Genomic DNA, 13,332 nt, shown 5'->3' with positions numbered 1-13,332 from the left:
TAAGACTCATTGATCCCCTGTCTGCATTCATCCGATTGGGCGAGTGGCGGACCGAGAATTGTCCCGGAGAAGCAGGAGGTCACACTTGTCTGAAAGCGACTCGAACAGTGCACGCGATGCGCACGACTTTTCCATTCTCACAGCGGCTCTTTCTTTTTGTCGCAGGTCTCTTCCTCATAGCTGCCACTCCTGCATCATCACAGGAGGCGCGGTCCGATTCTACAATCGCAGGCGCCTGGTCGGCGGAGGAGGCGTACTTTCGCCCGGTGATCAGGTTAGAGCGCAGTGCAAACGGGTCGCTGGTCGGCTTTCTGGCCGACCGTGCCGACCAGATGGGAGCGCCATTCTCCAAGACGCGTCTCCGGGGCGACAGTCTCTTTCTGCAGTCTGATCAGATGGGTGCCCGGTTTCACGGTGCTGTGTCGCTTGAAGAGCAGGTCATCCAGGGCACGTGGACTCAGGGCGATCGCTCGGCGACCCTCACGTTGACACCGATCGAGAAGGGTGGTGCCGGTGAGGCGGCATCGACGACTTCATCGCGTCCCCAGCATCCCGATAAGACGTACCCCTATCGCACCGAGGAGGTCAAATTCAAAAGTGACGCGGGCGGGGTGGAACTCGCAGGAACCCTTTCCAGGCCGGACGAGGACGGACCGCATCCTGCCGTCGTGCTTCTGCACGGGACAGGAAGAAATGATCGTGACTACGAGCATCGTGGACTTAAATTTTTCCACGTTCTCGCCGACCACCTGACCCGCCGGGGCTTTGCCGTTCTACGGTACGATATGCGCGGTGCGGGCGAGTCGGGTGGACATCTTCACGCGGCGGACCTTGAAGATCTGGCCCGAGACGCGGCGTCAGCGCTGAGCTTCTTGAAAGAACAGCCGGGCGTTGATGCAACGAAGGTTGGTCTGATCGGACACAGCATGGGCGGGATGATTGCGCCCTGGGTCCACAATCAATTCGAGGAGGTAGCTTTCCTCGCCTTGCTTGCACCGCCGAGCGTGACCGGCTACGAGGTCCTCGTTGGGCAGAACGCGCGGCTCGCCGACGCCACGGGAGCGTCGGCGGTCGAGGTCGATTCGATCCATGACCAGTCGCGCCGGGTGTTCGATATTCTTCGTTCCGACCGAGACTCCGCGGATGTTGCTGAACAGCTTCGGACTATTCTGGGAGAAAAAGAGGGCGGAGATGACCGATTGCAACTAAAAGTGGAAGCCAATACGCACCCGTGGTTCAGGGACCTTACCCGCTACGATCCGCGTCCGGCGCTCCGGCAGGTGAACGTGCCCATTCTCGTTTTCTTCGGAGGCCAGGACCTGGGTGTGCTCCCTCGGCAAAACGCCGGCCCGATGCGCGCCGCCCTCGTAGAAAGCCCGTCCGATACTATCTCGGTTCGAACCGTCGAGGGCCTAAACCACTTTCTTCGACCGGTCGAAGCGGCACGGTCCAGCGACGACGCGGTGAGCGAAACAACGATCGCGCCGGAGGTGCTGGCCCAACTGAGCGACTGGGTTCGGGAAGTGACGCAGCATGAGGCCTCTTCGGAATGAGGCGGCATGATCGCATCATCCTGGACCCGAAGGCGCCCGAGAGGACACTTGCGGTTCACGATGCCGGAAACGGAGCAGGAGTATCGAGTCCGTTGGCACCCCGAGCAGGCTGCGGTCCTTGATCTTTTTCTGGGACTACCGGTTTGAATAACCTGTTTGGCGGATGGATTGGGACGTGTCGTTGATTTTCACAACGAATCGTAGGCTGCCATGAAGCGTCGCGAGATAACCGTGCGAGACGTTGCGGAGCAGCGGTCGAACGACGATGTTCGAACGCATTCGCCAGCGGAACGCATTCAGACGGTGTGACCGTTGACCCAGCAAGCCTGGGCGTTTAAAGAAGCAGGCTCCTACAACGAAGCACATTCCTCCAGCAACGAGTCCCGTGCTGAATCCCGATTATCGCGACATGCTGTCTGCCTTCGCCGCCGCAGAGGTCGAGTATCGTTTGATCCAACGTGATTTCCCGTGTGCTTGATGGAGGGCGAGGCGAACGTTGCTGAACGAGATAACCGTTCGGCTCTAGGTCCGAGCGTTTCGAATCATCGACAGGCAGGGCACGTCAGATCTTTATCCGTGCCTCATGCCTTTTCCTCATCCTGCAGGACATGCGATGAAACGCGAAGACGTTTTCCATCGAGACCCAGAGATCTTGGGCGGGACCCCTGTTTTTACGGGGACGCGCGTCCCGGTCGACTCGCTTATTCAGCATCTCCGCCATGGAAAGCGTATCGACGAGTTTCTCGATGACTTTCCGAGCGTCGAGCGCGAGCAGGCGGAAGCGTTTTTGCAGCTCGCGGAAGAGTCCGTTCTTGCCGAAGAGCCGCCACCGCCTGCCACATGACGGTTCTTTTCGACGAGAACATTCCGCCGCAAGCTCAAGTGGCGTTTCATAGAGCAAGGCGTTGACGTGGTGACGGTTCCTAAACGTGGATGGGCAGGTATCAAGAATGGAGAGTTGCTCAATCGTGCGCAGGAGGAGTTCGATGTACTGCTTACGATGGATCAGTGTATTGAGTACCAGCAGAATCCCGGCGAATACGATCTCGCCGTTGTGACGATCTCCGCGCCGACGAACGAATCCGAGACGCTTCTGCCACTGGTACCTGTGATTGTAGACGCCGTGCGCGAAGCAGAAAACGGACAGATCGTTTCTGTGGTGGCATAAGCCTGTTCTGTGGCGGAAAGGCCTCCTGTCTTGCCCCTCGACCCGATCTGGAGATCGACATGACTCCCGACTTTACGGCAACAGCGCGTCGGCTGGGAATTGCCTCGGCCGTGAGCGTGGTGGTTCTGCAGCTGGCCTACGCCGTGACGCTCGTCCTCGGGTTCCTCTCGCTCGAATCCCCGGAGCAGCCCATCGGCGAGCCGATGTTCACCGTGCTCGAGGTGTTGATCCTCGCGATGATGCCGGCGATGGTGGCTCTCATGGTCGTGGTGCATGCGTGGGCGCCGCCGCGGGCGAAGACGATGAGTCTTACGTCGGTCGTCTTTATGGCTATACTGGCCGGGGTGACCTCCTCGGTCCACTTCGTCATCTTGACCCTGAGTCGCCAGCCGGAGTTTGCAGAGCTGTCGCAGCTCTCCCTGTTCGCGAGCTTCGAGTGGCCATCCGTCGCCTACGCCCTCGACATCCTGGCGTGGGATGTCTTCTTCGCGCTGTCGATGCTCTTCGCTGCGCCGGTATTCAGCGGCAGCCGCCTGGCCACCTCCATCCGCGTGCTGATGATCGTGAGCGGCGTGCTCGCCCTCGCTGGACTGAGTGGCGTGGTCACGGGCGACATGAGCCTGCGCAACATCGGGATCGTCGGCTACCTCGGCGTCTTCCTGGTCGTCGCGGCGCTGCTGGCTGTCTTGTTTTACCGGACGAAACCGGTCACTGCCTCGGCAAACAGGGCAGATCCGTCGGCATAGGCAAGCTCCCAGCATGTACGACACGCCAAGTGGCGCTCTGTATTTCATTGCCCCCAGTGTCTTGGTCGCCGCTTGCACCGACAGAGTTGGGACCGAACCCCCCCGTCCGGCATCTACAGCAGGCTAGGAGGGCCTGCAGAAGAACGATGCGAATATGACTATCTACATGGTAAGGATAGGCGAGAGGGAATGCGTCTCAAAAAATGGAATTTAGGTCCTCTGGGATGTTTCTTCGGGAGCCTCGCGGGCGTAGGGAGGTAAGGGAAGGCGCAATGCTTCCACGTCAAAAAAATATTCCCCATGGAAGAGGAGTCGTTTCAACTGAACAAGTCAGCTTTTTCCGTCACCTCGCTCTCGGAGCAGTCGGATGATCGTGCATACTGGCAATCCTGTTCGCCGGAAGAGCGACTCGCCGCCATTGAACTGATGCGTCAACTCAATTATGACTACGATCCGGCTTCCGAGCGACTTTCGAGAGTTTTTGAGGTTGTTGAGCGAACACGGAGTTAGATACCTTGTCGTTGGGGGCTATGCAGTGGGGTACCACGGATATCCTCGAACGACGGGACCGGCGCAATTCGGTTCAGGTCCACCGGTTCAAGAAGAACGGCCGGGAGATTGCCGAGGCGTTTCGCAATCAGGACACGCCATTTCTTCCGTCCTATCGTCGCGCGGCGTGGCCCGCCGATGCCATGGTGGCGATCTCAGCTCTTCATCTTCATGACCGAATGTACCCCTCGGAATACGCAGCGGTCGTGAGCCGATGGCTCTCGGATGTGAGACGCCGACTCGATCCGGCAATGGGCCTGATTCCACATCGTATTTGGCGGGAACGGTCGTGGAAGGGGCGCGAGGGTCGTCGCAGGTCCTTATGCTGCGGCTGTTGAGGGAGATCGATTCGACTGTTGCGAAACAGCATTACCGCCGGTTTCGCCGACAGTTTTTGACGATGCGCGGCGGGCTGCCCGGCGTGCGTGAATACCCGCGCGGGACGACCGGAACGGGAGATGTGGACTCTGGACCGGTGGTGCTGGATATGGGGGCGTCGGCTACGATTGTCGGCCTCGGGACGGCGCAGATTTACGGCGACAGGATGTTTGCGCATGCCCTTGAGCAGACCATCGAGGCGTTCGGCCTTCCTTTGACATTTCAGGGAGAAAAGCGCTATCTGGGCGGGCGGTTACCTATGGGCGATGCCTTTTTGGTCTGGTCAAAATTAGCGTCCCCTCGGTTTTCACCCGATCAATTCAGTGGGCGCCGGGATGTTGTCCATGGCTGGTGGCGCTGGCCCGTGCATGGAGGCTCCATCCTGATCGTGCTTGCGGCATGGCTCTGGGTCTTCAGGCGGCGTATTTTCCCCTCGCGGCGCGATCGTTTTTGCCGACACAGCCAAGCTTTATTTCATTGAAGGATCTGCGGACGCGCCTATACTAAGTGCTTTTCTGGTTCGCCTTCACCTCGTCCGATGATCGAACGCCGACAGAGGCGTTATGGGACATGAAGGATTGAGTGAATGCAGAGGTGAACATCGTGCGTAACGGTCTGGATGGACACCCCGGTCAAATATGAACATGCATTTGGTCCGCGTGCTTCAGCATGGCCTGATCCATGTCCCTGATCTGGACGACTTCAGTCATGAGCCTCGCGATTCTGTCCTGACATGAAGCGCGACCCTACCGTCGCACGGCCGCGCGACGGTAGCCTGAATTGCGTCAGCGCGACCGCCCCGGACCTCAGCAGACCATCCGCGGCGGGGATGGAGGGGGCTGTTCTTGCCAGGACGGCTCGCCGAAACGAGCATTCGCGCTCCATTGCCTCATCAGCGGTGCCATTTGTTTACAAATCGCACAACGTTTTATTACCATTGATTGTGCAGCCCAGTCGGAGTGTTGTCGAGTGTCCCTCGCACGTCGGTACCGCGTCCCTGCTCGCTTCACCGTCTTACGGTCTGCAGTCTTTCCCACACGTCCGGTTGCCACACTGCGACGCTCGCTATGGTTGTCACGTCTATTCCAGAACGATGATATCACCAATTCGCATTCTCGTCAGCGGGCGTTTGCTCGTCGTACTCGCCGTCGGATTGCTTTTCGCCGGGTGCAGTTCGGGTACCGTCACCCCGACGATTACAGACAATGACCTGAAGCGAACGGGGGCGTATCCTGGCGCAGCTCCCACGTTGAACACCTCGGTGTGGACATTTCAGGCGCCGGGACGCTCGGGGGACGACTACGGACGTATTGAGTCGGCCCCAGCGATTGGCGACAGCGTGGTGTATGTCGGAAGTTACGACGGCCACCTCTACGCGGTGGATCGATCGACGGGGGAGCAGAAATGGGCGTTCGACACGCAGGCCAGCATTGAGCATGCACCCGCCCTCGCCGATAGCATTGTCTTCTTCGGGAGCGGCGGCACGTTGTATGCCGTGAACGTGGAGACGCAGGAGGAGATGTGGCGATATGAAGAGGGACTCGCTAGCGGCGATCCCATTGTCCATGGTGACATCGTCCTGTTTGGAGATCTCGACGGCCACGTGTACGCGCTGGATCACGCCACCGGGGAGGAACAGTGGCGATTCGACGCGGGGAGCCAGGTCAAGCATGCGCCGGCTCTCGCCAACGGGCGGCTCTACGTGATGAATGGCGACGCGGAGCTTTTTGCCCTGAGCCTAGACTCGGGCGACGTAACGTGGAGCGTGCATCCAGACGTTGAGACGCGCCCGATCGGCTCTCCGGTGGTTTCCCAGGGAACTGTTTACGCGGCAAACATGGAGGGGCGCCTGTATGCATTCGATGAGAGTACCGGGGAGGAGCAATGGCAGGCCTCCCTTTCGGGGGCGATTCATCGTTCTCCGACCCTGTACGACGGCGTGTTGTATTACCGGACGTCCTGCGACGCTGGCACGTGTCTGTCTGCGCTTCAGGCCGACACCGGCCAGCAACTGTGGCAGGCAGAATTTGATGTCGAACCGTACGTCACGGCCCTCGCCAGTTCGGGTGGGGTCCTCTACGTTGGGGGAGCCGGCGGCCTCTATGCCGTGGACGCAGAGACGCGCAAGCAGATCGGGAAGGTTGCTGTAGAAGACGGCGTCCGCTCGACAGCGATCATTCGCGACGGTCGGCTCTACTTCGCCTCCAGTCGCTATCTTCAGGCCGTCGAGTAATCTCCGGGAGAGACCGTTCTTTCAGAATGGAGGCCGCCTGCGAAGGCGGTCAGTCTTTGCGGTCGGTTGACGCTTCGAAGACAAGCTGAGCAGCCTGTTTTGCGAGGCTAAAGAGGGAGGACGGGTCGATGTCGGCCTCCGCGTTGTTTTGCACCACGCTGAGGGTGTACCATGGGCCGTTCGGGGAGCGGAGGAGAACGTTTGCGCTCATCACGCCGGGCTCGGAGCCGCCCTTGAAGCCGACGTATGTCCAGTCGTTCTCGAAGTCCACGCCCTCGTTTACCGAGAGGATCTCGCGTGCGACCGTGCGGGCGTCGGTGTCCCTCGTGAACCAGGCAAGAGCCCGCGCGAGGTCGGCGCCGGAAGCGAACCACTCGACCGTGTCGATTCGGTTGGGGCTCGCAAACTGGATGGAGATGTCCTCATGACTCATTTGCGCGATCTCGCCGTCGAGCATCTGGCGTTTTTGCTCGACGGCAGCGGCAGCGTACGCGTCGGCCTGCGTCGAGTCGTGCTTCAGCGCGAAGAACTCCCGCGTCGTGAGAAACGGAGTGTTTTGGCCCGGCGATGCATGGCCCATTGGCTCAAGCATCTCCTCAACGGCGCGTCGCCCGAGTTCTCGGATAAGGGCGTCCGTGGCTGTGTTGTCGCTCTGCGAGATCATGAGGGTGGCAAGTGTGCGGAGCGTGAGCGGAGAGCCGCCAGGCCACGTGTGCAGAAATCCGGAAGGGAACGACCGTGCATCTTCGGTCAACATGATTACGTCGTCCCACGACCGGCGGCCCGCCTCAATGTCCGCCGTCAGCGCGCCGAGCACGTACAATTTGAAAGCAGATCCGATGGCCAGCGAGTTTTTCTCCTGGTATGAGGCAATCATGCTCAACGCGCCGTCATCCTGTGTCTCCTCCTCCAGGCGGACGCTCGAACGACCTGCTGAATCAGTTCGGGCCACGACAAACGAGGCGTGGCCAGGTAGCTCTGCAAACCGGTCGGTGATCTCATCGAGAGACGACGCTCGCTGAACGGGCTCGGCAGGTCCGAAAAACAGTCCCGTAATCCGGTGAGGAGGACGCGACTCGATGCTCAACGTCCTGACCGGAATGCGAAATCCCTCACTGAACACAAAGTAGAAGGATCCGGTCGTCGTATTTTCGGCGCGTCGGAGCTGGACGTCGTCGACAACGCCATACTTTTGGTGGTACTCTGTAAAGATAGTCGTCAACTGAACGCTAGAAACGTTGGCCAGGAAGCCGGGAGAAAACAGTCGACGATAGCTGTCCGCGTCTGCATCCGGAACGTCCGGTTCCGGCTCTCCGAGCGTTTCCCGAAGTCTCTCTCTGGGGTTGTCGCTGAAGAGGTTGGCTACTTTCGACGCCTGTTCGATCAGAAGGCGACTCTCCGAGGACGGCGTCATCGTCTGGGTCTGGGCAACGGACGAGAATGGAAGAAGGAGCATCCACAGGAGAGCCATCGAACGGGCAGCACGTGCGGGAGCGCAAAAAATGGACATGAAGCGCAAATCAGATTGGAGCGAAGAGAGCCTTTGGTGCGGGCCGGTGCGTTCGCTGAACAATGGATCCGCCGGGATGTGCACACCGCGCGGGACCGTCTGCCAGGAAAGATAGCAGAAGACAGAGGGAAGCGTCTCCCGTTTCTATGCCGAGGTTCAGTAGGTGGGGTTGTTGTACTTGTTATTGTACGACATAAGAAGGTAAACTATACATTAGTTCATTCGGTTGTAATATAGTCTGCCGGCTGTTGGCTACAATGTGGCGAGCGCGAGACAGGCCGGGTCAAACGGCGATCGGGTCCGTCTTCTGTTTCGCTAGATGAGCTTGTGCTACCCGGAGAAGCGGAGTGATTGCTGCGACACGCACTGCTTACAGATCAGCCAATAGCCATCTCTTTTCCGTGTGAGTTGGCCCAGCAGGTTTATTTCTGGTCGTCCTCTCTCGTCCATACGTGATCTTGTGCTTGAGCGAGTCTCCCGCACTTCTTGTCTTTGCAGCAATCGGCAGTCTACTTTCTGGTTGATGCAAATGTTGGCTTCGCCGGTTGGAGATGAACGCAGCAGACCGGTCGATGTGACCTCCCTACCGTCGCACGGCCATGCGACGGTAGGGACAATGCGTACGCCTCGGGTGGATTGTGCGATCACGTGCGCTGACCTGCTATTTCCTTACTATGCGCCGACGCTGCCATAAACCACTCGGACGCGATCTCTCATCCAGTCAATAGCATCGAACTATGGAGAAGTGGAGCGAGGAGGAACGCTACGAGACGCAGTCGGAGCTTATCCGAGAGGCGCTGGCGTCGGACGGCCACGGCCTCGACGTTTTACTGGAGGGGATGCGGGCGAGCGGGGAGTCGGCTGTCTACCTTTGTGGCTCGCGGGTAGACAACGACTTTTGCTTCGGGAGTGAAGACGTTGGCGTGCTGCTGTCGGTCCTTCCGGAAGACAATCCCAAAGCCGCCGTCCCCGGCTATCATCCCGGCAGCACCGAGGTCTACGTCACGTTCCAGGGTCAATTGACGATGGAGTACCTCGACGACGGCGCTCTGCAGACCCGCGAGGTGAAGCAATACGAGACGGCGGTGCTCCCGCCCGGTCAGTGCCACCGGATTCGCCCGGAGGTTGGTCGCCGCGCCGCTTCGCTCGTCGTAAAGACGAACCTGAGCCACGAACCGGGTGTCGTTCGCTGCGACGACTGCGGGTATTTCAGCGACCCCACGGACTGCCCACTACACCGGAGTTGGCAGGCAGACGATGAGGAATAGCGTTTCGGACCCGGACCTCGATTCCCGAATCACACGATCATGGAGACTGAAAATAGACGACCCGTATCCGTTCGATTCCTTGCCGCAGCGGTTCTGTTCCAAGGTGTGAGCGGCCTCGCGGGTGGAATCGGTCTGATCCTCGATCCGAGCGGTGCGTCCCTCGCCATCCCGATCGAGTGGTTGGACGGTTCCCCGTTTGATTCCTACCTGATGCCGGGCGTCATTCTCTTTATCGTGCTTGGCCTGTACCCGGTCGTGGTCTGGTACGGCATACGGCAGCGCTGGCAGGGGGCGTGGCTTGCTTCGCTCTCCGTCGGTTTCGCCCTCGTCGTCTGGATCGGCGTCGAGATATTGGTGATCGGCTACCAGCCCACTCCGCCGCTCCAGCCGATATACGGTCTGCTGGGGCTGGCTATTCTCGGGCTCGCCTCTGTGTCGTCGAGCCGGCGATATTTGCGCCCTCGCCTGGCCGAATAGCGCCACGTTTCTCTGACACGACTGTTTATTCTATGAACATGATCGAATGCTTCCCATGCGCACGTTTCTGATCGTGATGCTTTGCAGCCTGATCTCGGTGTCTACTGCGTTCTCCCAGGAGGCGGATTCCTCGGCGACGAACCAACACGCGTCCATCACGCTACCGCCCGAGTTCGACCGTGTGCTCCGCGACTACGAGCAGGCATGGCGCAATCACGACGCGCAGGCTCTGGCGGTGCTCTTTACGGAGGATGGGTTCGTGCTACGGCCCGGTCACCCGCCGGTGCGGGGACGCGAGGCCATCGAAGAGGCCTACCGGGAGTCCGGCGGGCGGCTGCACCTGCGTGCGCTATCGTACGAAGAATCCGGGTCGGTCGCCTACATTGTGGGAGGCTACACGTCGACGCCGAAGTGGCCGGATGCGGGCAAGTTCATTCTCACGCTGGAGCGGGGACCGGACGGCCGCTGGCTCATCGCGGCTGACATGGACAACGGAAACCGTTGATGTAGGAAAACTTCTGAGTCGCTCTGCTTGTCACGTCGCAAGGTGTATTCCGGTGAAGGAATCCAGTTTGCATAGCCTCCACGTTAAGATACGAACGCGTCGCGCTACGGGCGGAACGGGGGAGATAAACGGTCGATTCGAACGACTCACATGCCCTCGATTCAAGACGCGACCGAGCCCATGATTCCCCGTACACGGCTTAAAGAGAGCGCGGAGAAGATTCATCAGGATCTGCAGTTTGTGATGGATTGTTTCCGCGAGGTGTTGCGGGAGCTCGGCGAAGAGAAACTCGCTCAGCGGTTGCCCTGGAGCGAACAGGGCGAGTCGGCCGGAAAGACGAGCCGCCCACGGCGGACCGCGCAGAGCTACTCGATCGCGTTTCAACTCCTGAGCATGGTCGAGGAAAATGCGGCGGTCCAGCTTCGGCGTCGCCTTGAGCATGAGGGCAAACTGGCCAACGTCTCGGGCCTGTGGCAGCAAAATCTACAGCGCCTCAAGGAGCGAGGCCTATCGGGCGAAGAGATCGCGGAGGTACTCGAGGATGTGCGGGTGGAGCCCGTCCTCACCGCGCACCCGACGGAAGCCAAACGGGCAACTGTATTGGAGCATCACCGCCGGATATACCTGCTGCTCGTGGAGCGCGAAAACGACATGTGGACGCCGTCCGAGCGCCGCGAAATTCGGGAGTCGATGAAGTTGGAGCTCGAGCGCCTCTGGCGGACCGGCGAGATTTATTTGGAAAAGCCAGATCTGGCGTCGGAGCGGCGCAACGTCATTCATTACCTCCGCAATGTCTTCCCCGACGCCCTCCCGGAGTTGGATCGCCGGCTGAGGGTGGCGTGGGACGAGATGGATTTCGATGCGGACCTTCTGGATCGTCCGGATGGTCAGCCGAGTCTCCGCTTCGGCAACTGGGTGGGAGGCGACCGGGACGGACACCCGCTCGTCACGTCCGACACCACGCGCGAAACGCTCGCTGAGCTTCGGATCAACGCGCTGCAGCTTCTCAAGGAAAAGCTGACGGACCTAACGCGGCGGCTCAGCCTGTCGGAGTTCCTGCAAGATCCGCCGGAGCCTCTCCACGCAAAGGTCGAGGCGGTCGCCAATGCCCTTGGGAAAAGAGGGCGGCATGCGGTGGAGCGGAATCCGGACGAACCGTGGCGTCAGTTCGTCAACCTGATGATCGCACGTCTTCCGATCGAGGATGGGGCGCTGTCCGATCATCCGCAGGCCTACGACGCAGCCGATGCACTCGAAGACGACCTGTCTTTTCTGCGGGAGCAGCTTCTGGCCGTCAAGGCAGATCGCATCGCGCACCGTGATCTTGATCCTGTCTTGCGAACCGTTCAGACGTTTGGGTTCCATCTGGCCGCACTCGACATCCGGCAGAACAGCCAGTTTCACGATGAGGCCGTCGCCCAGCTCATGTCGGCGGCTGGCATGGACGGTGAGGCGTTTCTCGAGTGGGATGAGGCTCAGCGCCTCAACTTTCTAAATGAGGAGCTGTCCTCGCCGCGCCCGCTGACGCACCCGGACATGGAGCTCGGGCCGCAGGCGCAGGCGGTTCTCGATGCCTATCGAGAGGTGTCGTGGTACATCAAACAGTACGGTCCGCATGGAATTGGGGCGCTCATCATAAGTATGACGCGGAGCCTTTCGGATCTCCTCGTGGTGTACCTCCTGGCGCGTGAGACCGGTCTGACAGCGCAGACGGAGGACGGGCTCGTGTGTCGCCTCCCGGTTGTGCCACTCTTCGAGACAATCGACGACCTGCACAACGCGCCGGACATCCTGGACGATTTCCTATCGCACTCGCTTACGCAGCGGAGTCTCGCCCACCTTCAGGAGGAGCAAGGCACCACCGAGCCCGTGCAGCAGGTGATGATCGGGTACAGTGACAGCAACAAGGACGGCGGCATCGTCTCGAGTCTGTGGAATCTCTATCGTGGGCAGGATGCCCTCGCCAGTGTCGGAAGAGAGCACGGCGTGCGTGTTCGTTTCTTCCACGGACGCGGAGGAACGATCAGCCGGGGCGCCGGACCGACGCACCGATTCATTAACGCGCTCCCGCACTCCTCGCTTCAGGGAGATCTGCGACTCACCGAACAGGGCGAAACGATTGCACAGAAGTATGCGAACCGGCTGAATGCCGCCTACCACCTCGAGTTGCTGATCGCCGGCACCACCGGCGCCACGGCTCGGCAGCGTCATACTCGAAAAAAGAAGCACGCACTGGAGTCGACGCTCGACGACATGGCAGCGAAGAGCCGCGCGGCATACCAGCGTCTCATCCATACAGATGGATTCGTCCCGTTCTTCCGGAAGGCGACGCCGATCGACGCAATCGAAGCCAGCCGGATCGGGTCGCGTCCGGCACGCCGAACAGGCAAGCAGACCATCGCCGACCTGCGGGCGATTCCGTGGGTGTTCAGCTGGAGTCAGGCCCGCTTTTACCTGTCGGGTTGGTACGGCACCGGGACGGCACTGGAGTGGCTGCAGAACGAACACCCGGATGCATTCGAGACGGTGAAGGAGCAGAACTTCATCTGGTCGCCGCTGCACTACATCATCAGCAACGTCGCGACGAGCCTGGCCACGGCGAATCCAGAGATTATGCGGCAGTATGCCGGACTCGTGGAAGACCACGACCTCCGCAGGCGTGTCATGACAAAGGTCGAAGACGAGTACGATCGGACGCGCCGAATGCTTGAGTGCATCTACTCCGGTTCGCTGGCGGAGAAGCGGCCCAATGTGCAGCAGTTTTTGAACCTGCGCCAGGAAGGGCTCAACCGGCTTCACCATCAGCAGGTCGATCTGCTTCGAGAATGGCGAGCGGGTCGGGGGGCCGAGAATGAGGATCTGCTATTGAAGCTGTTGCTGACCGTCAATGCTATCGCCAACGGGCTCGGTACGACCGGGTAGGAAGAGTAGACCGGACCAGGGGA

12 protein-coding genes are annotated in these 13,332 nt (G+C 60.0%); 11 read left to right on the top strand and 1 reads right to left on the bottom strand.

Annotation, left to right across the window (positions count from 1 at the left end):
- The first annotated feature begins 116 nt into the window (after nt 1-116).
- The 7 genes from CRI94_RS11125 to CRI94_RS11095 all read left to right on the top strand — a co-directional run bounded on the left by CRI94_RS11125 (nt 117) and on the right by CRI94_RS11095 (nt 6,627).
- Entirely contained in the window at nt 117-1,553 is a 1,437-nt protein-coding gene (locus CRI94_RS11125) for an alpha/beta hydrolase family protein (RefSeq protein ID WP_098075779.1), read from the top strand.
- 613 nt (nt 1,554-2,166) lie between these two features.
- Entirely contained in the window at nt 2,167-2,397 is a 231-nt protein-coding gene (locus CRI94_RS11120) for a DUF433 domain-containing protein (RefSeq protein ID WP_098075778.1), read from the top strand.
- Nucleotides 2,398-2,553: 156 nt separating this feature from the next.
- On the top strand, nt 2,554-2,721 hold the full coding sequence (locus CRI94_RS17705) for a hypothetical protein (RefSeq protein WP_179862268.1): 168 nt from the start codon (nt 2,554-2,556) through the stop codon (nt 2,719-2,721).
- A gap of 59 nt (nt 2,722-2,780) precedes the next feature.
- Nucleotides 2,781-3,467, top strand: a complete 687-nt coding sequence (locus tag CRI94_RS11110) for a hypothetical protein (protein ID WP_098075776.1) — start codon at nt 2,781-2,783, stop codon at nt 3,465-3,467.
- A gap of 300 nt (nt 3,468-3,767) precedes the next feature.
- Complete coding sequence (locus CRI94_RS17700) at nt 3,768-3,977, top strand: hypothetical protein (protein ID WP_179862267.1); 210 nt, start codon at nt 3,768-3,770, stop codon at nt 3,975-3,977.
- A gap of 361 nt (nt 3,978-4,338) precedes the next feature.
- Entirely contained in the window at nt 4,339-4,875 is a 537-nt protein-coding gene (locus tag CRI94_RS11100; protein ID WP_143815375.1) for a hypothetical protein, read from the top strand.
- A gap of 612 nt (nt 4,876-5,487) precedes the next feature.
- Entirely contained in the window at nt 5,488-6,627 is a 1,140-nt protein-coding gene (locus CRI94_RS11095; protein ID WP_179862266.1) for an outer membrane protein assembly factor BamB family protein, read from the top strand.
- 49 nt (nt 6,628-6,676) lie between these two features.
- Here CRI94_RS11095 and CRI94_RS11090 read toward each other — a convergent pair whose 3' ends face one another.
- Nucleotides 6,677-8,137 (bottom strand): serine hydrolase, encoded by a 1,461-nt coding sequence (locus CRI94_RS11090; RefSeq protein ID WP_098075772.1) that lies wholly within the window; start codon nt 8,135-8,137, stop codon nt 6,677-6,679.
- Between the two features lie 737 nt (nt 8,138-8,874).
- On the opposite strand from CRI94_RS11090, the gene CRI94_RS11085 reads away from it, so the two are divergent.
- From CRI94_RS11085 to CRI94_RS11070, 4 genes are all read left to right on the top strand, one after another.
- The gene (locus CRI94_RS11085; RefSeq protein WP_098075771.1) at nt 8,875-9,405 is read left to right on the top strand and encodes a cupin domain-containing protein; all 531 of its coding nucleotides are present in this window, start codon (nt 8,875-8,877) and stop codon (nt 9,403-9,405) included.
- A 39-nt stretch (nt 9,406-9,444) separates the two neighbouring features.
- The gene (locus CRI94_RS11080) at nt 9,445-9,882 is read left to right on the top strand and encodes a hypothetical protein (protein WP_098075770.1); all 438 of its coding nucleotides are present in this window, start codon (nt 9,445-9,447) and stop codon (nt 9,880-9,882) included.
- A gap of 55 nt (nt 9,883-9,937) precedes the next feature.
- Nucleotides 9,938-10,387, top strand: a complete 450-nt coding sequence (locus CRI94_RS11075) for a YybH family protein (RefSeq protein WP_218919384.1) — start codon at nt 9,938-9,940, stop codon at nt 10,385-10,387.
- Between the two features lie 150 nt (nt 10,388-10,537).
- On the top strand, nt 10,538-13,309 hold the full coding sequence (locus tag CRI94_RS11070) for a phosphoenolpyruvate carboxylase (RefSeq protein WP_218919383.1): 2,772 nt from the start codon (nt 10,538-10,540) through the stop codon (nt 13,307-13,309).
- Nucleotides 13,310-13,332: the final 23 nt, after the last annotated feature.

This window comes from Longibacter salinarum, assembly GCF_002554795.1.
Classification (GTDB): Bacteria; Bacteroidota; Rhodothermia; order Rhodothermales; family Salinibacteraceae; genus Longibacter; species Longibacter salinarum.
This window is presented reverse-complemented; position numbering and strand designations above follow the sequence as displayed.

What these genes read in the sequence shown, in the direction of transcription:
- CRI94_RS11125 (WP_098075779.1), top strand. Translation starts at nt 117, where the DNA reads ATGCGCACGACTTTTCCATTCTCACAGCGGCTCTTTCTTTTTGTCGCA.
- CRI94_RS11120 (WP_098075778.1), top strand. Translation starts at nt 2,167, where the DNA reads ATGAAACGCGAAGACGTTTTCCATCGAGACCCAGAGATCTTGGGCGGG.
- CRI94_RS17705 (WP_179862268.1), top strand. Translation starts at nt 2,554, where the DNA reads ATGGATCAGTGTATTGAGTACCAGCAGAATCCCGGCGAATACGATCTC.
- CRI94_RS11110 (WP_098075776.1), top strand. Translation starts at nt 2,781, where the DNA reads ATGACTCCCGACTTTACGGCAACAGCGCGTCGGCTGGGAATTGCCTCG.
- CRI94_RS17700 (WP_179862267.1), top strand. Translation starts at nt 3,768, where the DNA reads ATGGAAGAGGAGTCGTTTCAACTGAACAAGTCAGCTTTTTCCGTCACC.
- CRI94_RS11100 (WP_143815375.1), top strand. Translation starts at nt 4,339, where the DNA reads ATGCTGCGGCTGTTGAGGGAGATCGATTCGACTGTTGCGAAACAGCAT.
- CRI94_RS11095 (WP_179862266.1), top strand. Translation starts at nt 5,488, where the DNA reads ATGATATCACCAATTCGCATTCTCGTCAGCGGGCGTTTGCTCGTCGTA.
- CRI94_RS11090 (WP_098075772.1), bottom strand. Translation starts at nt 8,137, where the DNA reads ATGTCCATTTTTTGCGCTCCCGCACGTGCTGCCCGTTCGATGGCTCTC.
- CRI94_RS11085 (WP_098075771.1), top strand. Translation starts at nt 8,875, where the DNA reads ATGGAGAAGTGGAGCGAGGAGGAACGCTACGAGACGCAGTCGGAGCTT.
- CRI94_RS11080 (WP_098075770.1), top strand. Translation starts at nt 9,445, where the DNA reads ATGGAGACTGAAAATAGACGACCCGTATCCGTTCGATTCCTTGCCGCA.
- CRI94_RS11075 (WP_218919384.1), top strand. Translation starts at nt 9,938, where the DNA reads ATGCGCACGTTTCTGATCGTGATGCTTTGCAGCCTGATCTCGGTGTCT.
- CRI94_RS11070 (WP_218919383.1), top strand. Translation starts at nt 10,538, where the DNA reads ATGCCCTCGATTCAAGACGCGACCGAGCCCATGATTCCCCGTACACGG.